Source organism: Dietzia sp. PP-33 (assembly GCF_033790845.1).
GTDB lineage: Bacteria > Actinomycetota > Actinomycetes > Mycobacteriales > Mycobacteriaceae > Dietzia.
Genome location: NZ_JAMYEI010000010.1, coordinates 1 through 23,200, shown reverse-complemented (window position 1 = coordinate 23,200; position 23,200 = coordinate 1). Strand labels below are relative to the sequence as shown.

Sequence of the window (23,200 nt, the reverse complement as noted above, 5' to 3'; positions counted from 1 at the left end):
GACGGTCGTCCAGCATGCGGGTCGTTCCGAGGGGGATCGAGCTGTCTCCGGCCGATCGGGACCGGCGCGCGCCCTGGAAAGCGGGAGTCGAATGCGGATCAACGAGCAGATCGTCGTGGGTGCCCATGGGCTCGGCGTGGAGATCGCCAGGGCATCCGCACGAGAGGGCGCCCGTGTCGTCGTCAACTATCGGCGGAGCGAGGCCGCCGCCGGCTCACCACCGACGCGGGTCGGACGAGGGCCCGGGGCGGGTTCTGCGGTGGGTTTCCGGGAATAGCTGGACGTGCGTCCAGATTGGGCTTACGGTGGTCGCAACCCCAGTTCGATCTCCCAGAATCGATTCGCAGATGACCACTCCCCGCAGACCCCTCGGTGAACGCGCACTCCGCCGCGTCATCCGCCTCATCGGCGCGGCTCCCACCCGGGTCCAGCGGCTGATCGCCGGTGCCCCCGTCCGGATCGACGGGCAGCAGCTCACCCTGGAAGCCCAGGTCGGCACGAGGCTGCTGAACCTCGGTGTCTCCGAGACCTTCGAACAGCTGCCCCTCGATCGAGGGCGGGAGCAGATCGCGGGCGAGGCCTTCGTCTTCGGCCACGAGACCCCCGTCGAGACCGTCCGCCCACTCACCATCCCCGGGCCGGGCGGCCCGATCCCGGCGCGCCTGTACCGGCCCGCGGGGATCGAGGGACCGAGCGCCGCACTGGTGTACCTGCACGGCGGCGGCTGGGTGCTGGGCAACCTCGACTCGGGTGATGCCGTGTCGCGCTTCCTCGCCGCCCATACCCCGCTGACCGTCATCTCGATCGACTATCGGCTGGCCCCCGAGCACCCGTTCCCGGCGGGGCTCGAGGACGCTCTCGCGGCGTTCGGGCACATCGTCGACCACGCCGAGGACTACGACCTCGATCCGCGGGCGATCGCGATCGGCGGCGAGAGCGCCGGTGGCAACCTGGCCGCGGTGGTCTCACTGCACCGGGCCCCGGGATGGACCCCGCCGGCACTGCAGGTGCTGTTCAACCCGGTCACGGACCTGGCGACCAAGCACCGGTCGTACGAGTTGTTCGGACGTGGGTTCTTCCTCACCGAGGCGCAGATGGACTGGTACAGATCCCACTACCTCTCAGATCCCGACCAGGCCCTGGACCCGCGCGTCTCGCCCCTGCTCGCGGGCGATATCGGCCACGCGCCGCCGGCCTACGTCGTGGTCGCCGGATTCGACGTGCTGAGAGACGAGGGCGAACGGTACGCGGCCAGATTGGCCGCGGCGGGCGTCGACGTCACCCTCCGACGGCACAGCGGGCACGTCCACGGTCTGATCAACGCGACCGGAGTGGGGCACGCCGCCCGGGACGCGCTGCTCGAAGCGGTGGGCGTTCTCCACACCAGACTCCTCGCCCGGACCGCCCCCGCCCCGAGCCGGCCCCGGAGCGACGAGCAGTGAACGGCGGCGTCGACGTCCTGGTGGTCGGGGCGGGCCTGGCCGGTCTGGTCGCCGCTCGCCGGCTCGGTGAGGCGGGCCGCTCGGTTCGGGTGCTCGAGGCCCGGGACCGCGTCGGCGGACGCACGCTCAACCACGTGCTCGACGACGGGCAGGTCGTCGAGGCGGGCGGACAGTTCGTCGGGCCGACCCAGAACCATGTGCTGGGACTCGCCGATGAGCTCGGGGTGGCGACGTTCCCCGCGAACTCGCACGGAGACACGGTGTACGTCCACGGCTCACGGAGCCGGCGATTCCGCGGTGACATCCCGCCGGATCGTCTCGCGCTGCCCGACATCGCGCTGGCGACCGCGCGGCTTGCACGCGCGAGCAGCGAGGTCGCGGTCGCCGCCCCGTGGGAGCACCCCGACGCGGCCCGGTTGGACGCGCAGAGCTTCGCGACATGGCTGCGACGCGGCGCGATCGGCAACGGCGGAGTCGAGCTGATCGACACCCTCCTGGGCTCGGCGTTCGGGGCGACGGCATCGGAGGCCTCGGCGCTGTTCGGACTGGCATACGTCGCGGGAGCGGGGGACGAGACATTCCCGGGTGCACTGGACCGCATGATCGGTGTGACGGGCGGGGCGCAGGAATCCCGTGTCGTCGGCGGTTCCCAACTGATCTCCCAGCGCATGGCCGAGGCGCTGGGCGACGCGGTCACCCTCGGCGCCCCCGCCCGGCGGATCGAACACCACGCCACCGGGGTGACAGTCTCCACCGATGCGGGATCCTGGGACGCCGACCAGGTGATCGTGACCGCGCCACCCCACCTGGCGGCCGAGATCGAGTGGAGCCCGCTGCTGCCCGCGCACCAGGACGCGTTGTTCCGGAGGATGACGTTCGGCACCCTCATGAAGTGCGAGGCGATCTACGAGCGCCCGTTCTGGCGGGAGGACGGCCTCTCCGGCCAGGGCGTCTTCCGTGGCGGCGGCTCCCCGGTGTGCTCGATGTTCGACAACACCCCGCCGAGCGGGGCGCCCGGGATCCTCATGGGATTCGTCGGTGGCGCGGCCTGGCGGAAGTGGGCGCCCCGCCCCGCGCGTGAGCGGGGCGGGGCCGTCCTGCAGAGCTTCGCCCGGGTGGTCGGGCCCGCGGCGCTGGCGCCTGTCGGCTACTTCGAGAAGGACTGGACCGCGGAGCGCTGGACCCGGGGCGGCCCGACCGCGGTCCCGGGCCCCGGCGTACTGACCTCGCTGGGGCGCTGGCGCGACCACCCGTTCGGCCGCGTGCACTGGGCCGGGGCCGAACACTCCGACTACTGGAACGGCTACATGGACGGCGCGGTCCGCTCCGGGGAGAGCGCCGCCCGAGCCGCGATCGCACAATCAGGAGGACCCTCGTGACACGAATGACCGTTTCCGTACAGCGACGACTCGCGGCCCCGATCGACGACATCTGGGCCGTCATCGACGACACCTCCCGCTACGCCGAGTGGGTCGACGGGGCTCTCGAGGTCACCGCCCACCACGGTGCCGCGACCGTGGGCAGGACCTACTCCGAGCGCAACCGGACCGTCGGGCCGCTCACCACGCGATCTGAGTGGACCGTGAGGAAGATCGAACCGCGGTCCCTCAGGGTCGACGCCGGGACCGGGTTCGCGCCGCTGCACGACATGATCAACACGTTCCGCCTCGAGACGCTCGGAGTCGAGGCCACCCTGATGACCTACCGGGTCGACTGCCGGGTCGGCCTCGGCCCCCTCGGCCGCATCGTCGCGCCGGTTCTCGAGAAGTCGCTGTCCGCCCAGTTCGAGCGGTCCATGGCCGCTCTCGAGAACGTCGTGCACGCCGAGCGCGGCATCGATCAGGCCGGCGGGCGGTGACGACGGTGGAGTCGCCCCGCGTCCGCGAACAGGTCGCCGCCACCGCCAGGCGCCTGGCCGCCGAGGGGTTGCTCATCGGCACCGCCGGCAACGTCTCGGCACGGTGCGACGACGGGCTGATCGCCGTGACCGGTACCGGGGTGGTCCTGGCAGACTGCGGTGCCGAGGACGTCACCGTGCTCACCCCGACCGGGGAGCACGTCGACGGCCGGATCGCGCCGACCTCCGAGCTCGGCCTGCACCTGGGCATCTACGCCGCCACGCAGTCCGGGGCCGTCGTACACACCCACGCCCCGTTCTCCACGGCCGTCTCCTGCGTGACCGGGATGGACTCACTGCCGGTGCTGCACTACCAGCAACTTCTGCTGGGAGGAGAGATCCGGGTGGCTCCCTACGCGACCTTCGGAACCCCGGAACTCGCCGACCTCGTCGTGGACTCCCTGCGCGACCGGCAGGCGGCTCTGATGGCCAACCACGGCTCGGTGGCGGTGGGATCCTCCCTCGACAAGGCCCTCGACAACGCGCTGTTGCTGGAGTGGCTGGCGACACTGCACGTCCGCGCGAGCGGGGTGGGCACGCCGCGCCCCCTCACCGAGGCGCAGCAGCACGACGCGGTCGTCCAGGCGATCACCCTCGAGTACGGAACCACCAAGGAGAGCCCGCAATGACTGACACCTCATCCATGACGATCGCGACGGTCGGAGTGCACGTCCTCGACGTCCACGCGATCGGGATCGACTCCATCCCGGAGGGCTCCGCCGGGGCCCTCGTGGACACCATCGCCTTCTCTCCGGCCGGCACCGCCGGGGGCACCGCCGTGGTGCTCTCCCGCCTCGGGGCCGAGGTCCGCAGCGTCGGCGCGATCGGGGCCGACCCCATCGGGCGGACGCTGACGACCCTGTTGAGAGAGGAGGGCGTCGACTCCGGCGGCCTGGTGACGAAGGCGGACGCCCAGACGTCCGCCTCGGTGATCCCCGTGCGCCCGAACGGCGACCGCCCCGCGTGGCACTGCATCGGGGCCAACGGCGTGTTCACCCTCGACGACCTCGACGACGGTGCCCTAGACGGACTGACGCACCTGCACCTGGGCGGGCCCGAGTTCCTGGGCGGCCCCGCGGCCGGAGAGCTGCTCGCCCGTGCCCGGGAGAAGGGGATCACCACGTCGGTCGACATCCTGGCCGACGGTGACCCGGGCATGCTGGAGTGGATAGCGGACGCACTGCCCCACGTGGACTACCTGCTGCCGAACGACGACCAGGTCCGCGGCTTCACCGGGGTCGACTCGCTGACGGAGGGTGCGCGAATACTGATCGACCGCGGTGTCGCCTGCGTGGCTCTCACCGCCGGTGCCGACGGTGCTCTCGTCGTCACCGCGGACGACGCCATAGCGGTGCCCGCGTTCCGGGTCGACGTCGTGGACACCACCGGCTGCGGGGACTCGTTCACCGCCGGCTTTCTGGTCGGGCGCCATCTCGGGCACGACCTGCGCGGGTCCGCCGTCCTCGGGTGTGCGGTGGCGGCCCAGGTGGCGCAGGGACTCGGGACCACCGCGGGCCGCTATGACCTCGACTCGGTCACCGAATTCGCCGGATCGGCACCGACCGGCTGACCGTTCCGTGGCGCGGCTGGAGGCGGCTGCCATCGGTCGAACCATGACAGATGTCACCGGCACAGTCGTGACAGCCGGCCCTTCGCACGTCGGCTCCGATCGGTGAGGGTGGAGGCATGCCTCCCCGCAGCCCAGCACCCCGCTCGAGCGCCGGCACGCCCACCGCCGGCCACGGCGCCCCGGCCCGCTCCCACGACAACCCGGCCGGGGCCCCCGAGTCACCGGCCCTCGAGTTCCACCGTCTGAGTCAGACGTTCACCTCGCGTGGGGCCGAGCCCGTCCGCGCGGTCCGGGGCATCGACCTGCGGATCGACCGCGGCGAGGTCGTCGCCCTGCTCGGCCCCAACGGCGCGGGCAAGACCACCGCGATCGACATCGCACTGGGTCTGACCGAGCCGACCGACGGGCGGGTCCGGATCTTCGGCGAGGCCCCGCGCGAGGCCATCGCCGACGGCCGGATCGCGGCGGTCCTCCAGACCGGCGGCCTGCTCTCAGACCTCACGGTCGAGGAGACCGTCCGGGCCATCGCCGCGCTCTACCGCCACACGCTGTCGGTCGGGGAGGTACTCGACCGGGCCGGGATCGCCGACATCGCCGGCCGAAGGGTGTCCCGGTGCTCGGGCGGTGAGCAGCAACGTCTCCGCTTCGCCCTCGCGCTGCTGCCCGACCCCGACCTGCTCGTCCTCGACGAGCCCACGTCGGCCATGGATGTCGGCACCCGCCGGGAGTTCTGGGCGACGATGCACGCGGAGGCCACGTCCGGCTCGACGATCGTCTTCGCCACTCACCACATGGAGGAGGCGGAGGCGTTCGCCGACCGCATCGTCCTCATGGCGCGCGGCCGGATCGTCGCCGACGGTCCCGTCGACCGCATCCGCGCCATGGCCACCGGTAGTCGCATCACCGCGGTGTGGACCCCCGCGGCCGGTGAACCCGGGCCCGAGGACCTCCCCGGCGTGACCGCGGTCGACCGCACCGCCGCTCGGGTGATCCTGACCAGTTCCGACAGCGATGCCACCGCCCGCGCCCTGTTCACCCGAACCGCGGCGCACGACATCACCGTCACCGCCCGTTCGCTCGACGACGCCTTCGTCGCGCTCACCGCCGAGACCGCCGACACCGCCGCGGAGGCCATCCGATGAACGTCACCTACTGGGCCATCGACCTGCGCCGCACCGTCCGTGACGGGACCAACATCTTCTTCATCGTCGGCCTGCCACTGGTGATGTACTTCGTGTTCGGCAGCGCCCAGGGCTACCGGGATGAGCCCGTCGCGAACGGCAACGTGGGCGCCGTCGTCATGATCTCGATGGCCGTCTACGGCGCCGTCACCGCCACCACCGCGATCAGCGGCGGGGCCGCGCTCGAACGCTTCCAGGGGTGGGGGCGTCAACTCGGGCTCACCCCGTGGAGTGGCGCCGGCTTCGTTGTCACCAAGTCCGCCGTCGCCATGACGATCGCGGCCGTCCCGGTTCTGGCCGTCGGCGTCGCCGGGGCGCTCACGGGGGCCCAGGCGACCCCGCTGGCCTGGCTGCTCTCGCTCGGTGCCGCGTGGCTCGGATCCGCGGTGTTCGCCGCATACGGTTTGAGCGCCGGGATGGCGTTCCGTTCCGAGTCCGCCCTGGGCGTGGCCGGCGGCAGCCTGGTACTGCTCGCGTTCGCCGGGAACCTGTTCGTCCCGCTGTCCGGGACGGCTCTGGAACTGGCCCGGTATACGCCGCTGTACGGGGTCAACGCGCTGGCCCGCTACCCGCTCACCGGCGGTGTGGTGGCCGACGGCGTGACCGATCCGTTGTGGCTTCCGCTGCTCAGCGTCGTCGCCTGGACCCTCATACTGGGTACGGCAGCCGCCGTCCTGGTGGGTCGCCGTCGCGGTCGGGGGTGACGTGCGAGCGGGGTCGTACGACGACGAGCTGCGCACACCACCACGATCCGCAGACGAGGAGGTCGACGCGATGGCGGCGAACGGGAGCGCGGTCCGGGCGGGGACGCCGACCGCCGGCCGGCCCGGCGCGGGTGCGCGGTTCCCGGGCGTGTCCGCGCAGTGGCGACGGTTCGCGACAGCCATCACCGGTCCGAGCGTGCTGTTCTCCCTGATCTGGCAGATCTTCCTGGTCTACCCGGTCCTCGCCGTCGTCTACTCCGGGGCCTCCACTGCTCGCATGGTCCTGGGACTGGTCTCGATCGCGGCGTTCTCCGTGGTCTACCTCGTGGCCTTCGCCTCTCCCGCCGTCACGGAGGGGTATCCCCTTCACCTGCCGCGGCGGGAGCGAAGGGCCGAGCGCAGCGCACCCACCCCGGCCGACGGCGGGTCGCCCCGGGCCGGCGAGGGCCGGTCGGGAGATGACTGGCTCGGTCCGGATGAGCAGGAACCCGCACCGCTCGGGTTGACCCATCTCGCGGCACTGGCGATCTGCGCGTCGGGCACTTTCCCGGCGGCGGGGCTGAACGGGGTGGTGAACTTCCTGCCGTTCCTCGCCTGCTTCGCGGCGGCGGCGTGGCCGCTCGGGTGGAGCGTTCCGGTCGCCCTCGCGCTGATCATCGCGGGCTCTGCGGCGGCCCTTATCGAGGGGGAGACGGGGATGCTCGTCCCGTGCCTCCTGGTGTTTCCCGTGGTCTTGTCGATGCTCGGCGCGCGGATCTCCGTGGGGATCAGCGACCGCGAGAGTCACTACCGCCGCGCGTTGGACGTGGTCGAGGAACGCGAGCGGGTCGCCCGGGACCTGCATGACGTCCTGGGCCACACCCTGACGGCGCTGACGATCCGCGCCCAGCTGGCCCGCGCGCAGCTCGACGCCGAGCCGGAGGCCACCCGCCGCGAGCTCGCGAACATCGAGGAGCTCACCCGGACCGCGTTGTCGGAGATGCGGCAGACCGTCTCCGGCATGCGGGTGGCTGACCCGGTTCAGGAACTCGCGGTGCTCACCGAGTCGCTGCACACGGCCGGGATCGAGGTCCTCGTCGTCGGGGCCCCGTCGCTGATACCGCCGGAGCACTCGGCCCTGGTGGCGTGGACACTTCGCGAGGCCGGGACCAATATCGCCCGCCACTCCGGCGCCGGACGCGTGACCATCGAGTTCACCCGCGGGCACGTACGGATCACCGATGACGGCACGGGTATCGACTCCCATCGCGCGACCGCACCCGGGTCGGCCGGGCAGGGGCTGACGGGTCTGGCTCGGCGAGCGGAGGACGCGGCCGCCCGGTTGGCGGTCCGGGACCTGCGCGGGGAGTCGGTCGAGCCCGGCGCAGCCAGGTCCGGCAGCGGCGGGCCGGCGGTCGAGCCGGTCGGCGGACCGGTCACCGGCACCGTGGTCGAGTTGGAGTGGGCCCGATGACTGGCGCCGACAACCACCCGGCAGCCCCCGGTCCGGACGCGGAGCCCCGGATCCGGATCGTCCTCGCAGACGACCAGGCGCTCGTGCGGGGCGGGCTGGCGGCGTTGCTGTCGATGGAGCCCGACATCGAGGTGGTCGCTGAAGTCGGCCGCGGAGACGAGCTCGACGCGGCCGTAGCCCGTCACCTGCCCCACGTGTGCGTAGTGGACATCGAGATGCCCGGCGGCGACGGGATCACCGCGACCGGGCGGATCAGACGAGCCCACCCGGGGGTGAGGGTCTTGATCGTGACCACCTTCGGACGGCCCGGCTACGTCAGTCGCGCGCTCGAGAACGGGGCGGGCGGGTTCGTGGTCAAGGACACGCCGGCAGGCGAGCTGGCCGAGGCGGTCCGCCGGGTGCACGCGGGGGAGAAGGTGATCGACCCGGAGCTCGTCCGCGACTCGATGGTCGCGGGTCCGGACCGGCTCACCCCGCGCGAGAAGGATGTTCTGCGACAGGCGCTGACCGGTGCCCGTGTCGCGGACATCGCGGCCACTCTGCACCTGTCGCAGGGAACTGTCCGCAACCACCTGTCGTCGGCTATAACCAAGACCCACACTTCGACGCGGGGCGAGGCCGCCCGGGAGGCACACCTGCGCGGCTGGTTGTGAACCCGGATCAGGCAGCGATCAGGCGGTGCCGGTGCCCTCGTCGGCCGCGGGGGAGGTGTTGGTGCCGCCGTCGTTGATCTCGAAGCGTGTCCACGTGCCGTCCATGTCGACCTCCATGGCGTAGCCGAGGGCGTCATCGGGCACCTCGACCGTCTTGAACCAGTCGTAGGCCTTGGTGTCGTCGGCGAACTCCTTCTCGTCGATGACGTTCTGCTCGGGGTCGATCACGCGGTAACGGGGCATGCCCACTCCTTCGGTTCGGGTGCGGTCGGTCGTGTCCGCAGTCTGGGGGATCGGGCGAGGAGTCGCATCCGGTCGACGGGGGCGTACGGTCGGGTGTCCAGACGACCCAGGAGGCACCAGTGACCCCCGATTCCCACGTTCAGTCCTCTGACCAGCCCGAGGTCCCACCGCTGATCGACCCCACCACGAAGTACGAGGTGGACATCCCCCTGCAGTCGCAACCCGTGCCGGGGCTGGCCTCGGAGCTGGAGCCCCCGGCCGACCACGGGGAGGACACCTATGTGGGCCACGGCCGGTTGACGGGCCGTCGCGCTCTCATCACAGGCGGTGACTCCGGGATCGGCCGCGCCGTGGCCATCGCCTACGCGCGGGAGGGCGCCGACGTCGCGATCGGCTACCTGCCGTCCGAGCAGTCCGATGCCGAGGATGTGGCACGCCTGGTCCGTGAGGCGGGCCGCAACTGTGTGCTGCTTCCCGGGGATGTCGGCGACGAGGACGTCGCGCGCGGGATCGTCCGCGACGCCGTCGCAGGGCTGTGCGGGGTGGACGTGCTGGTGCTCAACGCCGCGCGGCAGACCTTCGTCGAGAACCTGGAAGACCTCAGTTCCGAGCAGTGGGCCGAGACGATGAACGTCAACATCTCCGCGCCGTTCTGGATGATGCAGGAGGCGCTCGGACACCTGGAGCCGGGGTCGAGTGTGATCTTCACCTCGTCGGTGCAGGCGTACACCCCGTCGCCGGGGCTCGTGGACTACGCGACGTCCCGCGCGGCCGTCAACACCATGTCCAAGGCACTGGCGCAGCAGCTGGCGCCGCGGGGGATCCGGGTCAACGCCGTCGCGCCCGGGCCCTTCTGGACCGCGCTGCAGGTGAGTGGTGGGCAGAAGCCCGAGAAGCTGCCGACGTTCGGGCAGAAGAACCCACTGGGCCGGCCCGGGCAGCCGGTCGAGATGGCGGGCGCGTACGTCTACCTGGCCTCCGAGGAGTCCTCGTACACCACCGGCAACACCCTCTCGGTGACCGGCGGCGCGCCCACGCCCTAGCTGGACCGACCACGCTTCCCCCTACGACACGCGCGCGATCACTGCAGCCACACACGAAAGTTCTTGTGCGGCTGCAGTGATCGCGCGCGCGTGGGCGAATCGGACAGGCTGCACGGGCGGCGGGCCGGGTGTGACCGAGTGGAGTCAGCGAATCCCGGACCGACGGAGCCCGTCGATCAGTAGTCTTTCGAACCGGTTCGGTGCGTAGAGGTCCGCCCAGACCCAGCGGATCACTATGACCCCGAGGGCTCTGAGTCGGTCCTCTCGCCGTTTCTCCCGCCACACCACCTCGCCCGGATCGTCTCCGTCGGCCGCGCAACCGGAGTACTTGGTCTTGCCGTCGAATTCGCCGGCCAGCGCACCGTCGCCCCAGGAGAAGTCAGTTCGAGCGACTCGACTGCCATCGCGCGAGACGTACTGGTGCTGTAGGCGGGGCGCCGGCACGCCGCGAAATCTCCGCATGACGCATCGGGACAGCGACTCTCCGGGGCTCTCCGCCAGGGGGTCCGCGAAGTCCACGACGTCCCGGGCGATCGCCACGCCGATCCGGCCGCGATGGCGACCGACCTCCATCAGGAGCTCGTCCGCGGTCACCATCCTGTGTCGCAGTGCGTGGTCCGCCGCGCAGACTCCCGCGTCGAAGCCGGCGGAACGGGCGAGATCGACGATTGTCCGGGCAGTGCAGGTGACGGGGATGCCGTCCACCTCGGTCGTTTCCAGGGAATTCCTCGGTGAGGAATGAACCCGGACATGGGGGGTTCGGCGTCCGCCGGTGGGCCGGTCGACCGTGAGATGGACGTGGTCAGTCCGGGCCCTGACCAGAGGCAGGCCATGCAGTGCTGCCGCGGTGTGGTGGCTGATCACCGCGCCAGTGGGGTCTTTGTCGAGCGCGATCCGTGCGGACCGGGCGGTGGCATCCCTCGTGCTCTCGCCCGACTCCGGCGCGTGAAACCACCCGTGCCTGGCCTTGATCAGCCGGCCCTGGGCGATAGCCGTGGTGAGTGCACGATGTGACAGGCCCGCCCGGGTCGCTTCGGCTGTGGTGAACGGCTGGCCAGGAGGAAAGGGGATCACCGGAGTCATGGCGGCAACGGTGCCAGGGACGTCGGGCGAGCTGAGAGCGCAACAGGGCTGGTGGGCGGATTCTGTGGAGAAGGGGCGCCTGTGGAATCCGGGCAGGCGTCAGCACGAATGTGTCCACGACAGACGCGCGCAACCACTGCAGACTTACGCGAGATTTCGTCCGCGTGTGCAGTGGTTGCGCGCGTGTGCGAACCGGGGCCGAACCCGGAGGCCGAACCGGGGCCGAACCGGGGGCCGCGGCGGCCCCCGGCGGCCCCCGGCGTCGGGGGGCGGCTCAGGTGTCGTGGATGATCACCCCGCGCATGATCTTGCCGTCCTGCAGGTCCCGGTAGCCCTCGTTGACCTGGTCGAGCGTGTAGGTCGTGGTGATGAGCTCGTCCAGTTTGAGCTTGCCCTCGTCGTACAGGCGCAGGAGCTTGACGATGTCGTACTGCGGGTTGGCGGAACCGAACAGGGTGCCCGTGATGGTCTTGCCGAACAGGGCCATGACTGTGCCGCTGACCTGAACGGTCTTGTCGGTCATGTTCCCCAGGCCGGTGATCACCACGGTGCCGCCCTTGCCGATCACGTCGAAGGCGCTCGAGACGACCTGCTCGTCAACGGTGCCCACGAGGATCAGCGCCTGGTCCGCCATCTGGCCCCAGGTCAGCTTCTCCACCTCGGCGTGGGCCTCGGCGGCGTCGGCGAAGGCGTGGGTGGCGCCGAACTTCAGGGCCTCGTCGCGCTTGAACTGGACGGGGTCCACCACCACGACGTGGCGGGCACCCGAGTGCACGGCACCCTGGACGGCGTTGATGCCGAGTCCGCCGATGCCGTAGATCACCACGGTGTCGCCCTGGCGCACGTTGCCGGCGTAGGTCGCGGTGCCCCAGCCCGAGGGCACGCCGCAGCCCACCAGGACGGCCTTGTCGAGCGGCAGCCAGTCGTCGACCTTGACCACCGAGTGCTGGGAGATCACCGAGCGCTCGGAGAAGGTCCCGAGCATGCACATGGCGCCGAAGTCCTTGCCGCCCGAGTGGAAGCGGAAGGTGCCGTCGGGCATGTGGCCCTCGAGGATCGTGGCGCCCATGTCGCAGAGGTTCTGCCGCCCGGTCGAGCAATAGCGGCAGGTCCCGCAGTTGGGGATGAAGGAACAGACCACGTGGTCGCCCGGCTTGACCTTGGTGACGCCCACGCCCACGGCCTCGATGACGCCGGCGCCCTCGTGCCCGCCGACGATCGGGAAGCGCGGCGGGAGCGAGCCGTCGGACAGGTGCAGGTCGGAGTGGCACAGGCCCGCGGCCGTGTACTTGATCAGGACCTCACCGGGGCCGGGATCGTCCAGCTCGAGCTCGATGATCTCGAACGGCTTGTGGAGGTCGAACAGTACTGCTGCTTTGGTCTTCACGGCGGTGTTCCTTTCGGAGTGTGGGTGGGGAGTGCTGGAGGTGGTGAGTACGGGGTGGGTGGGCTCGGGAGAGAGAGGGGAGTCACCGACGTCCCCGGAGGGGTCACGGAGACGCCGGGTCCCGGTTCTCGCCAGCCCGATCACTCAGAGCTGGATGTTGACCGAGCGGGTCTGGGTGTAGAGGTCCAGCGCCCCCTGGCCCAGTTCGCGGCCCCAACCGGACTGCTTGAACCCGCCGAACGGCATGGCGGTGTCGAAGCCGTTGTACTGGTTGACCCACACCGAGCCGGCGTGCAGGCGGCTGGCCACCTTGTGGGCCTTGGAGATGTCCTTGGTCCAGACGCCCGCGGCAAGGCCGTAGATCGAGTCGTTGGCCTGCCGGACCGCGTCGTCGACGTCGGAGAACCGCAGCGCCGAGACGACGGGGCCGAAGATCTCCTCGCGTACCACCCGGTGGTCGGGTTCGACGTCCACGAAGACGGTCGGTTGGACGAAGTAGCCGGTGTCGCCGTGCCGGGCTCCGCCGGTCAGGGCGCGTCCGCCGTCCTCGATTCCGGCGCGCAGGTAATAGGACACCTTGTCGAACTGGTCCTGGTCGACGAGCGGGCCGAGCTCGGTGGCCGGGTCCAGGCCGTGTCCGATGGTGGCCTGGGCGGCAGCGTCGGCGACGGCCTGGGTGAACTCCTCGTAGATGGAGTCCTCGACGTACAGGCGGGTGCCGGCGGTGCAGGCCTGTCCGTGGTTGAACATCCACGCGGCCACGGAACCGGCGACGGCGGCCTCGAAGTCGCAGTCGGCAAAGACGATGTTGGCGCTCTTGCCGCCCAGCTCGAGGGAGACCTTCTTGAGGTTGCCCTTGGCAGCGTCGACGATCAGCTTGCCGACCTCGGTGGAGCCTGTGAAGGCCACCTTGTCCACGTCGTCGTGGGCGGAGATGGCGGCGCCGGCGTCGCCGAAGCCGGTGACGATGTTGACCACGCCGTCGGGCACCCCGGCCTCGGCGATGACCTCGCCCAGCAGCAGCGCGGTCAGCGGCGTCTGCTCGGCCGGCTTGAGGACCAGCGTGTTGCCGGTGGCCAGGGCGGGTGCGAGCTTCCACGCCGCCATGAGCAGGGGGAAGTTCCAGGGGATGATCTGCCCGCACACGCCCACGGGGACGCGCTGGGTGTAGGCGTGGAACTGCTTGTCGCCGGCGAACGGCATCGACACGTTGACCGTGGAGCCCTCGATCTTGGTGGACCAGCCGGCGTAGTAGCGGAACACGTCCGCGGCCCATGCCACGTCGACGGCGGTCGCGATCGCCACGGACTTGCCGTTGTCCAGGGCCTCGATCTGGCCGAACAGCTCGGCCTTGGCGTCCAGCAGGTCGCCGATGCGCCAGAGGATCTGCTCGCGCTGGTTGGGCTTCATCGTGGCCCAGGCACCGTCGTCGAATGCGCGGCGCGCGGCGGCCACGGCCCGGTTGATGTCCTCGGGGCCGCCGTGTGCGACCTGCGTGATCTCGGCGCCGGTGGCGGGGTCGATGGTGCCGAAGGTGCGGCCGTCGGCGGCGTCGACCCACTGCCCGTCGATGAACAGCCGGTGGGGGCGGCCGAGGAAGTCGCGGGCCGCGGCGCCGAGCCGCTCGTCGACCTGGGTCGTGGTGCCGGTGTCCCGGGAGAGTGTGCCGGTCATTGTGTCCTCCAAAGTTCCGACCGGCTCTGGTGTGAGGCCGGTCACAACCCATCATGGGGTCGTGGGGGCACCGTGGAGTGTTCAGATTCTGGACAACCTCACGAACGCCGGGCGCCCGGCCGCCCGCTACGACAGGCCGAACTCGCGCATCCGGGCGTACAGGGTGGTCCTGCTGATGCCCAGCCGCTTGGCGGCGCGCGACCGGACGCCGTCGCATCCGGCCAGGGCGGCGACGATCGCGTCGTACTCGCCCCTCGCCAACTCCCCGGGCCGGGGCGGGCGTCCGGTACGGGCGCGGGACGGCAGCGAGTCCACGTCCAGGGTCGCCGACCCCCGTCGCGCGGACTCGGTGAGGCATTCGCCCAGGATCGACCGCAGCGAGATCAGTCCGTTGGGCAGGTCCAGGGCGCACACGGCGTCCGCGAACCGCGCCGTGGACACCGTCGACCCGAGCCCCTTCTCGGCGGCCAGCTCCGCGACCATCCGGGCGACGATCTCGGCGCTCTCGGCCCCGCGTTCGTGCAGCGGCCGCAGGACGGTCCGCGTCCCGCACGCGTCCAGTGCCTCCGTCACCGCCGGGCGGGGGTCCTCGCGACTGGTGACGACGACGAGGGCGGCCCCCGCCGACCGTAGGCGTGCTGCCAGGCGGCGCAGGTCGGCGTCGTCGAGGAGGTCGATGTCGTCGAGGACCAGCGGCCTGCCCTGATCGCCCTGGTCGCGCAGGGCGGGGACCGCCAGCTCGCTCCACGCGGCGTGTGCGCTGTCGGCTTCCGCGAGACGGACGTGCAGGGCGTCCGGGCCGGCGGCCCCCCTCGCCGTCGTCGACCGTCCCGAACCGGACGGACCCACCACGGCGTGGGCCCGCGCGGTGGCCCCGACGCCGGCACCGGGCACGGGGGCCGCCGACATCCCCGACATCCCCGAAGGGGCCGCAGATGCCGCGGATACCGAGGAGGCCGCAGAGGCCGCGGAGGCCGGGCTGGAGGCGCGCAGGACGGGCACGGCCGGGTGCTGCTGATCCGGGAAGATCAGGTCGAGCAGGTGCCCACGACGGCCGATCCGGCTCGAGAGCACCCCGACCGTACCCACCGACAGCTCCACGGAGTCGCCCAGCTCGTCCTGCTCGACCAGGCGCCGGAGCCTGCCGAGGTCGCGGGAGTCCAGCCGTTCCAGACTCGAGTGCGAGGCCAGCACCACCTCGTCGCCGAACGCGCAGGTCGCGGTGTCGGAGGTGCGGGTGCGTTCGACGAAGCGATGCCACAGTTCGCGGTCGTCGGCGCGGGCGGTGTCGACGTAGCGGGCCTCGATGTCCGCGACGATCTTCCGGACGAACGGCGCGAACATGCGGGAGGCGTCCGCGCTCATACCCGTCAGATCCACCGCGCCGACCAGGCGGCGCGTGAGCGGGTCGACGATCGGGTGCCCGTAGCAGGCGAAGTCGCGCAGGACCTCCGCGAAGTGCTGCTCGCCGTGGATGAACACCCCGGCGCGGGTCTCGAGAGCCGTGCCGATGCCGTTGTTGCCCACCGCGTCCTCGGTGAGGGTGGCCCCGTCGTCGACCCCTCGCCGCAGGAGCATGCGGGAGATCCGGGCGTTGTCGCGCACCGAGCGGATGACCCGCCCCTCGCGGTCGGCGAGCAGGAGCATCGCCCCGGTGTCCCTGAGGACCTCGTCCAGGTCGTCCATCACCGGGCGGGCGGCCTCGGCGAGCCGGTGGGAGCGGGATGCGCGTGGGTCGGGGGCCCCGGGCCGGGCGCTCTTCGGGGTGAGTCCGCACGAGGCGGATCTGCGCCAGGACAGGTCGATGTGGTCCTCGCCGGGGACGGGGGAGGAGGGGCGGACGGTCTGGGTCACGGGGCACCTCCGGCCGGTCGAGGGGTGTGACTTACACCATACCGACGCGGCGCCACGGCGGTTCGGGGGGTGCCGGCGGCTCAGGGGTGCGGGCGGCTCAGGGGGTGCGGGCGGCGTGGGCCGGGTGCACCAGGTGGGCGGGGAGAGCGGCCGCCCGTGCGGGACGGGGGTGCGCGGCGAGGCGGGCCGAGACCTCGTCCGCGCACTCGGACACCGCCCGGGTGGCGCGGGCGACGGCCCGCCCGGTCATCCGTCGTCCGGGGGTCACGGCCACTGATCCCACCGCCCGGCCGTCCGCGCGCAGGACGGGTGCTGACACCGAGGTCACCGCGAGGTCCGCGGCGGCGGCGAGCTCGGCGTCGGTTACGTCGATCTCGGACAGTTCCACGAACAGCTCCGAGACGCGGTCCCGCACGAGCGCACCGACGCCCGCCGACTCCAGCGAGTCGGCCATCCGCAACAGCTCGCGGCGAGCCGGGGTGAGCCGTTCGATGGACCAGCCACGCCTGGCGATCTGCGGCATGACCACCTCCAACCGCTCTCGCGCGGCCCCGGTGAGCCCCCCGGAGTCCGAGAGCCACCGGCGCTGGTCGACCAAGGGCAACCGGGCGACGAGCTCCCGGACGAAGGGCGCCCGCACCGGGATGACATGCCCGACCGAGATGTCCGCCCGGGAGGCGGTCCGCATGCCCGCCCCCACCACGTCGACGACCTCGGCCATGCCGTCGCGCGTCTCGAACACCACGGCGGCGATGCCCGTGGCGTCGACGAGCCGCTCCAGGGGCTGCCTGGCGGCCCGGGCCAGGTCGACCTCGGCGGCCAGCGACGCCCCCACCGCCCGGAGCCGGGGTCCGGCCCGCCAGCCTCCCGGGAGTTTCTCGGCCCATTGGCCGTCCTGCATCTCGGCGAGCACGGCGTGCAGGGTCGAGCGGCTGGCCCCGGTGCGCCGGGCGATCTCGGACAGCGGCACCGGCGGGCCCTCGGCGGACAATGCCTCGATCACGGACAGCGCGCGATGGGTGGGTTCATGTCGCATAGTCGACAGCCTATGTCGTTATTTCGACACACCGGCTCGATTTGACCCCGCAGAGATGGGGATCGGCAGGGTGAGAGCGCACGATGGTGTCCGAACCCGACGGCAGACAGACCTGTCTGCGGTCTGCCGGCCGGTCACCCCGGACCAGCCCACGACATTGGAGGTCGCATGACCACGAGGACGGCGGTGACGCTCTCGCACCTCGACGCACTCGAGGCCGAGTCCGTCCACATCTTCCGCGAGGTAGCCGCGCAGTTCGAACGCCCCGGGATGCTGTTCTCCGGCGGCAAGGACTCCGTGGTGATGTTCCACCTGGCCCGCAAGGCCTTCTGGCCCGCGCCCATGCCGTTCCCGCTGATGCACGTCGACACCGGGCACAACTTCGACGAGGTGATCGACTACCGCGACCGCGTGGTGGCCGAGACCGGGGTGCAGCTGCTCGTGTCGTACGTCCAGGACGACATCGACGCGGGCCGCGTGGTCGAGGAGACCGGGGTCGGCACCAGCCGCAACCGCCTCCAGACCGCCGCCCTGCTGCGCGGCATCCAGGAGAACCGCTTCGACGCCGTCTTCGGTGGTGCCCGTCGCGACGAGGAGAAGGCCCGTGCCAAGGAGCGCGTGTTCTCCTTCCGCGACGCGTTCGGTGCCTGGGATCCGCGCAAGCAGCGTCCCGAACTGTGGAAGCTCTACAACGGCAACCACCGCAAGGGCGAGCACATCCGGGTCTTCCCGCTGTCCAACTGGACCGAGCTGGACATCTGGCAGTACATCGAGCGTGAGGACATCGACCTGCCGCCGATCTACTACGCCCACCAACGTGAGGTGATCGAGCGCGACGGCATGCTCCTGGCCAAGACCCGGTTCCTGGAGACCCTCCCCGGTGAGCAGGCGCGCACCGAGCTGGTCCGGTTCCGCACCGTCGGCGACGCCACCTGCACCGGCTGTGTGGAGTCCGACGCCGGGGACAACGCCGCCGTCGTGGCCGAGGTCGCGGGCACCCGCGTCACCGAGCGCGGCGCCACCCGTGCCGACGACCGCATCTCCGAGGCCGGTATGGAAGACCGCAAGAAAGAGGGCTACTTCTGATGAGCACCCCCACCCCCGCATCGTCTCTCGCGACCGCTTCCACTCTCACTCCGGAGCAGCTGCACACGATGTCCGAGCACGCCCAGTTGCTCCGCATCGCCACCGCCGGCTCCGTGGACGACGGCAAGTCGACCCTCATCGGACGGCTGCTGTACGACTCCAAGGGGATCTTCGAGGACCAGCTGGCCTCCATCGAGGCCACCTCCAAGGGGCGCGGTGACGAGTACACCGACCTCGCGCTGCTCACCGACGGCCTGCGCTCGGAGCGCGAGCAGGGCATAACCATCGACGTGGCCTACCGCTACTTCTCGACCCCGCGGCGCAAGTTCATCATCGCCGACACCCCGGGCCACGTGCAGTACACGCGCAACATGGTCACCGGCGCCTCCACGGCCGACGTCGCGATCATCCTGATCGACGCCCGCAAGGGAGTGCTGGAGCAGACCCGTCGGCACGCGTTCCTGTCCGCGCTGCTGGGGATCCCGCGCCTGGTCGTGGCCGTCAACAAGATGGACCTCGTGGACTACGACGAGGCCACGTTCGAGGCCATCCGCGCGGAGTTCACCGACTTCGCCGCCAAGCTCGAGGTCCACGACGTCACCTTCGTCCCGCTCTCGGCCCTCAAGGGCGACAATGTCGTGGACCGGACCGAGACCATGCCCTGGTACACGGGCCCGGCACTGCTGGATCACCTCGAGAACGTGCACATCGCCTCGGACCGCAACCTGACCGACGTCCGGTTCCCGGTGCAGTACGTGATCCGGCCCCAACGCGCCGACGGACTGGACCACCGGTCCTTCGCCGGCACCGTGGCGGGCGGGATCATCAAGGTCGACGACGACGTGGTGGTCATGCCCTCCGGTCGGCAGTCCACCGTCAAGGCCATCTGGGGCCCGGGCGGAGCCGAGCTGGACGAGGCGGCGGCCCCGGCAGCGGTGACGATCGCACTCAACGACGAGATCGACATCGTCCGCGGCGAGATGATCGCCCGCCCCGGCAACCGGCCCCACCAGGGCACCGAGCTGGAGGCCATGGTCTGCTGGTTCGCCGACGACACCACGCTCACCGCCAACAAGCGTTACGTCGTCAAGCACACGACCCGCGACACCAAGGCGGTCGTGACGGGCCTGCAGTACCGACTCGACATCAACAGCCTGCACCGCGACCCCGACGCCACCGAGCTCGAGCTCAACGAGATCGGCCGCATCGGCCTGCGCACGCAGACCCCGCTGATGTACGACCCGTACCGCCGCAACCGCGACACCGGCGCGTTCATCCTCGTCGACGAGCTCACCGGCGACACCGTGGGCGCGGGCATGATCATCGGACCCGCCACCACCGGCTCCAACGTCGTCTGGCACGCCGGCGCCGTCCAGCGCGGCGACCGCGGGCAGGGCCGCACGCTGTGGCTGACCGGCCTGTCCGGCTCGGGCAAGTCCACCATCGCCTCGGAGGTGGAGCGGCTGCTCATCGAGTCCGGGCACCCCGCCTACATCCTCGACGGCGACAACCTGCGGCACGGCCTCAACGCCGACCTCGGGTTCTCGGCCGAGGACCGGGCGGAGAACATCCGCCGCACCGCGGAGGTGGCGGCGCTGTTCGCCGATGCCGGCGTCGTCGTCATCTGTTCTCTCATCTCCCCGATGCGCGCCGACCGGGACGCCGCTCGCGCCGTCCACGCCACGTCCGAGCTGCCCTTCACCGAGGTGTTCGTGGACACCCCGCTGGCCGAGTGCGAGTCGCGCGACCCCAAGGGCCTGTACGCCAAGGCGCGCGCCGGCGAGATCCCCGAGTTCACGGGCGTCTCCGCGCCGTACGAGCCGCCGCTGACCCCCGATCTGCACATCCGTCCGGAGGACGGCTCCGCGGAAGAGGTCGCGCAGCGGATCGTCAGCATCCTCCTGGGGATCTGAACCTGTGCCCGAGGCGCTCTGGACCTACGACTCGCTGGGGCTGCTGGTCGTCAGCGCCGTGATCGGAGTGGTGATCGGTCTGACGGGGATGGGCGGCGGCGCGTTGATGACGCCCGCTCTCATCCTCGTCGGGATCCCGCCCACGGCCGCGGTGGCCAACGACCTGGTGGTCAACGCGGTCAACAAGGTCATCGGCGCGGGCGTGCACTGGAAGCACGGCAAACCCAACCTGAGAATCGCGTTCTGGCTGGTCCTGGGCTCGGTGCCCACGGCCTTCCTCGGCGCGTGGCTGGTGCACGCCATCGGTGCCGACGACGTGCAGGGCCTGCTCAAGAACGCCATCGGGGTGACGCTCATCGTGGCGTCGACGGCCTACTTCCTGCGGGCGTTCTTCGAGATGGCCGGCAAGATCCGTACGGGCAACGAGCCCAACCCGCCGGTCAAGCCGCTCATCACCCTGCTCGTCGGGGTGATCGGCGGGCTGATGGTGGGCATCACCTCGGTGGGCTCGGGCACGGTCATCATGATGTGCATCATGCTGCTGTACCCCACCCTGGCGGCGCTGCGGCTCGTGGGCACGGACCTGGTCCAGGCGGTCCCTCTGGTGATCGCGGCCGCCATCGGGCACGTGATGGTGACCGGCGTCGACTGGAACCTGTTGGTGCCGCTGCTGATCGGCGGCTCGATCGGCACGTTCTTCGGATCGAAGTTCGCCAGCCGGGTCCCGCAGGGCCTGATCCGTCGGGGCATCACCATCGTGTTGGCGGTGACCGCGTCCGCGATGCTGGGCGCCTCGCCGGCGCTGATCGGCGTGATCACGCTGGTGCTCGTGGTGGGCGGGCCGCTGGTGTGGCGGGTGTTGGTACGCAGGTACTCCGCGCACGCCGACGAGCCCACGCCCGCTCGCACCTGACCGGTTCCCGACCGGTTCCTTTCCGGTTCCTTTCCGGTCCGGTGGCGCCGCGCCACCGAGGGCGCCCACACTCTCGTTCGTGACGAACACCGACCTCATCTACGCCGTCGTGGGCGCGGCGCTGCTCCTCGGCTCGCTCCTGCCCCGCCTGCTCCGGGAGCGGATCCTGTCCGCGCCGATCATCGTGGTGGGTGTGGGCATGCTCATCGGCTGGTTCATGCCCAGCGAATCCCAGCTCGTCGACGTGATCGAACACGCGGAGCTGGCCGAGCGGATGGCCGAGATCACGGTGATCGTGGCGCTCTTCGGCGTCGGCCTGGCCCTCGACCGCCCTCTGTCCTTCCGTCGCTGGACCACCACGTGGCGGCTGCTCATCATCGGCATGCCGCTGACCATCGCCGGCGTGGCGTTCCTGGGCTGGTGGGCCCTGGGGTTGACGCCCGCGGTCGCGGTCCTGCTCGGGGCGGTCCTGGCCCCGACGGATCCCGTGCTGGCCTCCGACGTCCAGGTGGAGGGGCCGAGGACGGGCGAGGCCGCCGACGACGAGCACGACGAGGCCCGTTTCGCCCTCACCTCCGAGGCCGGTCTCAACGACGCGTTCGCCTTCCCCTTCGTCTACCTCGCCATCTACCTGGCCACCAAGGGCGGGCCGGGGGACTGGTTGTGGGGCTGGCTGGCCTGGGACCTCGTGGGCAAGACGGCCATCGGAGCCGTGGCGGGGTGGGTGATCGGTCGCGTGATCGCGACTGTGCTCTACCGCCACCACTTCGGCGGGTACCGGCTCATCGGCTACGCCGAACCCGCGGCCGCGGTGGCCACGCTGCTGTTCGCCTACGGGGTCGGTGAGCTCGTGGGTGGCTGGGGCTTCCTCGCCGTGTTCTTCGCGGCGCTCGGCGCACGGTCGGCGGAGCGTGGCGACGAGAGGCACGCCCACTTCCACGAGTTCGTCGAGTACACCGAGCACCTGCTCACCCTGCTGATGCTGCTGGTCATCGGGGCGTCGTTCGTCTCGGACGTGATCGGCCGGCTGGAGTGGTCGGACGTTCTGGTGGCGGCCGGGGTGCTCCTGGTGATCAGACCGATCGCCGCCTGGATCTCACTTCTGGGCGACACGCGACTCCGGCCCGCGGAACGGTGGTTCGTGTCCGCGTACGGGGTCCGTGGCATCGGGTCGGTGTTCTACCTCTGCTACGCGATGGAGTACTTCTCCAAGGACGACGGATGGGCCCTCTGGCCGGCGGTCTCGCTGGTGATCGTGGCCTCCATCGTGCTCCACGGAGCGTCGGCGTCCCCGGTGATGAGCGCACTGGACCGCTACCGCAGCGGGGATACGACCCGGTCGCCCCGGGCAGGAGAGGTGGGGCGGGCCGGAGAGGCGAGCGGCTAACGGGGCTCCCAGGCGTCGCTGTCCAGCGTGAGTTCGTGGACGTCCCCGGGCAGGTGCCCGGCCACCAGGTCCGCGATCGTCACGGCGTCCATCACCCGGCGCAGCGCGGCGCGGGAGGCGATCCACACGTGCTGCAGCACGGCCGCGCGCTCGTTGTAGTCCACCGATTCCGGGCGGACGTCGTACACGCTGACCAACGGGCCGTCGACCGCCCGCAGGACGTCCGCCACGGTGATCGCGTCCGCCGCCCGGGCCAGGGTCCAGCCGCCGGTCTTGCCCCGCCGACTCGCCACGATCCCGGCGCGGCGCAGGTCCGACAGGATGGCCTGGAGGAAGCCGTGGGGGATGTCCTGCAGCCGGCCCAGCTCCTCGGCGCTGACCGGGTTCTCGCGGAGATCGCCTCCGGTGTCGGCCTGCCTGGCCGCCGCGAGCTCGACGAGCGCGCGCAGCGCATAGTCCGATTTCGCGGTGACCCTCATGGGGACAGTCTCCCAGAGGGCCGCGCCCGCGAGCACCACAGCCGCCCCTGTCGATGAACTCCCGCGCGCACCGAACCCTCTCTGTCAGCCTGGGGTGAGACAAACCGTGGGGGCGTGAGGATGTGATTGTCATGACCCGATCGACAGGGAAGATCCCGAAGCGCACTGTGGAGGAGAAGCTGCGGATCGTTGCCGAGTATGA

22 protein-coding genes are annotated in these 23,200 nt (G+C 71.0%); 15 read left to right on the top strand and 7 right to left on the bottom strand.

Annotation, left to right across the window (positions count from 1 at the left end):
- Nucleotides 1-91: 91 nt before the first annotated feature.
- From NJE57_RS16335 to NJE57_RS16290, 10 genes are all read left to right on the top strand, one after another.
- On the top strand, nt 92-277 hold the full coding sequence (locus tag NJE57_RS16335) for a hypothetical protein (RefSeq protein WP_319029581.1): 186 nt from the start codon (nt 92-94) through the stop codon (nt 275-277).
- A 70-nt stretch (nt 278-347) separates the two neighbouring features.
- Complete coding sequence (locus NJE57_RS16330; RefSeq protein WP_319029580.1) at nt 348-1,442, top strand: alpha/beta hydrolase; 1,095 nt, start codon at nt 348-350, stop codon at nt 1,440-1,442.
- Nucleotides 1,439-2,821, top strand: a complete 1,383-nt coding sequence (locus NJE57_RS16325) for a flavin monoamine oxidase family protein (protein ID WP_319029579.1) — start codon at nt 1,439-1,441, stop codon at nt 2,819-2,821. The genes NJE57_RS16330 and NJE57_RS16325 overlap by 4 nt, the downstream gene beginning before the upstream one ends.
- A gap of 5 nt (nt 2,822-2,826) precedes the next feature.
- The gene (locus tag NJE57_RS16320) at nt 2,827-3,300 is read left to right on the top strand and encodes an SRPBCC family protein (RefSeq protein WP_319029578.1); all 474 of its coding nucleotides are present in this window, start codon (nt 2,827-2,829) and stop codon (nt 3,298-3,300) included.
- On the top strand, nt 3,297-3,968 hold the full coding sequence (locus NJE57_RS16315) for a class II aldolase/adducin family protein (RefSeq protein ID WP_413464428.1): 672 nt from the start codon (nt 3,297-3,299) through the stop codon (nt 3,966-3,968). The genes NJE57_RS16320 and NJE57_RS16315 overlap by 4 nt, the downstream gene beginning before the upstream one ends.
- The gene (locus NJE57_RS16310) at nt 3,965-4,909 is read left to right on the top strand and encodes a carbohydrate kinase family protein (RefSeq protein ID WP_319029576.1); all 945 of its coding nucleotides are present in this window, start codon (nt 3,965-3,967) and stop codon (nt 4,907-4,909) included. The genes NJE57_RS16315 and NJE57_RS16310 overlap by 4 nt, the downstream gene beginning before the upstream one ends.
- Before the next feature lie 116 nt (nt 4,910-5,025).
- Complete coding sequence (locus tag NJE57_RS16305) at nt 5,026-6,051, top strand: ABC transporter ATP-binding protein (RefSeq protein ID WP_319029575.1); 1,026 nt, start codon at nt 5,026-5,028, stop codon at nt 6,049-6,051.
- On the top strand, nt 6,048-6,794 hold the full coding sequence (locus tag NJE57_RS16300; RefSeq protein WP_319029574.1) for an ABC transporter permease: 747 nt from the start codon (nt 6,048-6,050) through the stop codon (nt 6,792-6,794). Before NJE57_RS16305 ends, NJE57_RS16300 begins: the two co-directional genes overlap by 4 nt.
- Before the next feature lies 1 nt (nt 6,795).
- Nucleotides 6,796-8,247: a histidine kinase gene (locus tag NJE57_RS16295; RefSeq protein ID WP_319029573.1), complete on the top strand. Its 1,452-nt coding sequence runs from the start codon at nt 6,796-6,798 to the stop codon at nt 8,245-8,247.
- Entirely contained in the window at nt 8,244-8,900 is a 657-nt protein-coding gene (locus NJE57_RS16290) for a response regulator transcription factor (protein WP_319029572.1), read from the top strand. The genes NJE57_RS16295 and NJE57_RS16290 overlap by 4 nt, the downstream gene beginning before the upstream one ends.
- A gap of 18 nt (nt 8,901-8,918) precedes the next feature.
- On the opposite strand, the gene NJE57_RS16285 is transcribed toward NJE57_RS16290, so the two are convergent.
- Complete coding sequence (locus NJE57_RS16285; RefSeq protein ID WP_319029571.1) at nt 8,919-9,143, bottom strand: hypothetical protein; 225 nt, start codon at nt 9,141-9,143, stop codon at nt 8,919-8,921.
- A 119-nt stretch (nt 9,144-9,262) separates the two neighbouring features.
- Here NJE57_RS16285 and NJE57_RS16280 point away from each other — a divergent pair, with 119 nt between their 5' ends.
- Nucleotides 9,263-10,186: an SDR family oxidoreductase gene (locus tag NJE57_RS16280; protein WP_319029570.1), complete on the top strand. Its 924-nt coding sequence runs from the start codon at nt 9,263-9,265 to the stop codon at nt 10,184-10,186.
- A 144-nt stretch (nt 10,187-10,330) separates the two neighbouring features.
- On the opposite strand, the gene NJE57_RS16275 is transcribed toward NJE57_RS16280, so the two are convergent.
- The 5 genes from NJE57_RS16275 to NJE57_RS16255 all read right to left on the bottom strand — a co-directional run bounded on the left by NJE57_RS16275 (nt 10,331) and on the right by NJE57_RS16255 (nt 17,220).
- Nucleotides 10,331-11,269, bottom strand: coding sequence for a type IV toxin-antitoxin system AbiEi family antitoxin domain-containing protein (locus NJE57_RS16275; RefSeq protein WP_319029569.1), 939 nt, complete (start codon nt 11,267-11,269; stop codon nt 10,331-10,333).
- 274 nt (nt 11,270-11,543) lie between these two features.
- Nucleotides 11,544-12,656, bottom strand: coding sequence for an NDMA-dependent alcohol dehydrogenase (locus tag NJE57_RS16270; protein WP_319029568.1), 1,113 nt, complete (start codon nt 12,654-12,656; stop codon nt 11,544-11,546).
- A 144-nt stretch (nt 12,657-12,800) separates the two neighbouring features.
- Nucleotides 12,801-14,330, bottom strand: coding sequence for an aldehyde dehydrogenase family protein (locus tag NJE57_RS16265; protein WP_319029567.1), 1,530 nt, complete (start codon nt 14,328-14,330; stop codon nt 12,801-12,803).
- 126 nt (nt 14,331-14,456) lie between these two features.
- Nucleotides 14,457-16,184 (bottom strand): helix-turn-helix domain-containing protein, encoded by a 1,728-nt coding sequence (locus NJE57_RS16260; protein WP_319029566.1) that lies wholly within the window; start codon nt 16,182-16,184, stop codon nt 14,457-14,459.
- Between the two features lie 97 nt (nt 16,185-16,281).
- Nucleotides 16,282-17,220, bottom strand: a complete 939-nt coding sequence (locus NJE57_RS16255; protein ID WP_319029565.1) for a helix-turn-helix domain-containing protein — start codon at nt 17,218-17,220, stop codon at nt 16,282-16,284.
- Nucleotides 17,221-17,388: 168 nt separating this feature from the next.
- On the opposite strand from NJE57_RS16255, the gene cysD reads away from it, so the two are divergent.
- From cysD to NJE57_RS16235, 4 genes are all read left to right on the top strand, one after another.
- Nucleotides 17,389-18,306, top strand: coding sequence for a sulfate adenylyltransferase subunit CysD (gene cysD / locus NJE57_RS16250; protein WP_319029564.1), 918 nt, complete (start codon nt 17,389-17,391; stop codon nt 18,304-18,306).
- Nucleotides 18,306-20,219, top strand: coding sequence for a sulfate adenylyltransferase subunit CysN (gene cysN, locus NJE57_RS16245; RefSeq protein ID WP_319029563.1), 1,914 nt, complete (start codon nt 18,306-18,308; stop codon nt 20,217-20,219). Before cysD ends, cysN begins: the two co-directional genes overlap by 1 nt.
- A gap of 4 nt (nt 20,220-20,223) precedes the next feature.
- On the top strand, nt 20,224-21,132 hold the full coding sequence (locus tag NJE57_RS16240) for a sulfite exporter TauE/SafE family protein (protein ID WP_319029562.1): 909 nt from the start codon (nt 20,224-20,226) through the stop codon (nt 21,130-21,132).
- A 79-nt stretch (nt 21,133-21,211) separates the two neighbouring features.
- Nucleotides 21,212-22,519: a cation:proton antiporter gene (locus NJE57_RS16235; protein WP_319029561.1), complete on the top strand. Its 1,308-nt coding sequence runs from the start codon at nt 21,212-21,214 to the stop codon at nt 22,517-22,519.
- Here the strand turns inward: NJE57_RS16235 and NJE57_RS16230 are convergent.
- Nucleotides 22,516-22,998, bottom strand: a complete 483-nt coding sequence (locus NJE57_RS16230; RefSeq protein ID WP_319029560.1) for an Rrf2 family transcriptional regulator — start codon at nt 22,996-22,998, stop codon at nt 22,516-22,518. The two genes, NJE57_RS16235 and NJE57_RS16230, sit on opposite strands and share 4 nt — an antisense overlap.
- Nucleotides 22,999-23,200: the final 202 nt, after the last annotated feature.

What these genes read in the sequence shown, in the direction of transcription:
- NJE57_RS16265 (WP_319029567.1), bottom strand. Translation starts at nt 14,330, where the DNA reads ATGACCGGCACACTCTCCCGGGACACCGGCACCACGACCCAGGTCGAC.
- NJE57_RS16330 (WP_319029580.1), top strand. Translation starts at nt 348, where the DNA reads ATGACCACTCCCCGCAGACCCCTCGGTGAACGCGCACTCCGCCGCGTC.
- NJE57_RS16335 (WP_319029581.1), top strand. Translation starts at nt 92, where the DNA reads ATGCGGATCAACGAGCAGATCGTCGTGGGTGCCCATGGGCTCGGCGTG.
- NJE57_RS16310 (WP_319029576.1), top strand. Translation starts at nt 3,965, where the DNA reads ATGACTGACACCTCATCCATGACGATCGCGACGGTCGGAGTGCACGTC.
- NJE57_RS16290 (WP_319029572.1), top strand. Translation starts at nt 8,244, where the DNA reads ATGACTGGCGCCGACAACCACCCGGCAGCCCCCGGTCCGGACGCGGAG.
- NJE57_RS16255 (WP_319029565.1), bottom strand. Translation starts at nt 17,220, where the DNA reads ATGCGACATGAACCCACCCATCGCGCGCTGTCCGTGATCGAGGCATTG.
- NJE57_RS16275 (WP_319029569.1), bottom strand. Translation starts at nt 11,269, where the DNA reads ATGACTCCGGTGATCCCCTTTCCTCCTGGCCAGCCGTTCACCACAGCC.
- cysN (WP_319029563.1), top strand. Translation starts at nt 18,306, where the DNA reads ATGAGCACCCCCACCCCCGCATCGTCTCTCGCGACCGCTTCCACTCTC.
- NJE57_RS16230 (WP_319029560.1), bottom strand. Translation starts at nt 22,998, where the DNA reads ATGAGGGTCACCGCGAAATCGGACTATGCGCTGCGCGCGCTCGTCGAG.
- cysD (WP_319029564.1), top strand. Translation starts at nt 17,389, where the DNA reads ATGACCACGAGGACGGCGGTGACGCTCTCGCACCTCGACGCACTCGAG.
- NJE57_RS16300 (WP_319029574.1), top strand. Translation starts at nt 6,048, where the DNA reads ATGAACGTCACCTACTGGGCCATCGACCTGCGCCGCACCGTCCGTGAC.
- NJE57_RS16320 (WP_319029578.1), top strand. Translation starts at nt 2,827, where the DNA reads ATGACCGTTTCCGTACAGCGACGACTCGCGGCCCCGATCGACGACATC.
- NJE57_RS16305 (WP_319029575.1), top strand. Translation starts at nt 5,026, where the DNA reads ATGCCTCCCCGCAGCCCAGCACCCCGCTCGAGCGCCGGCACGCCCACC.
- NJE57_RS16285 (WP_319029571.1), bottom strand. Translation starts at nt 9,143, where the DNA reads ATGCCCCGTTACCGCGTGATCGACCCCGAGCAGAACGTCATCGACGAG.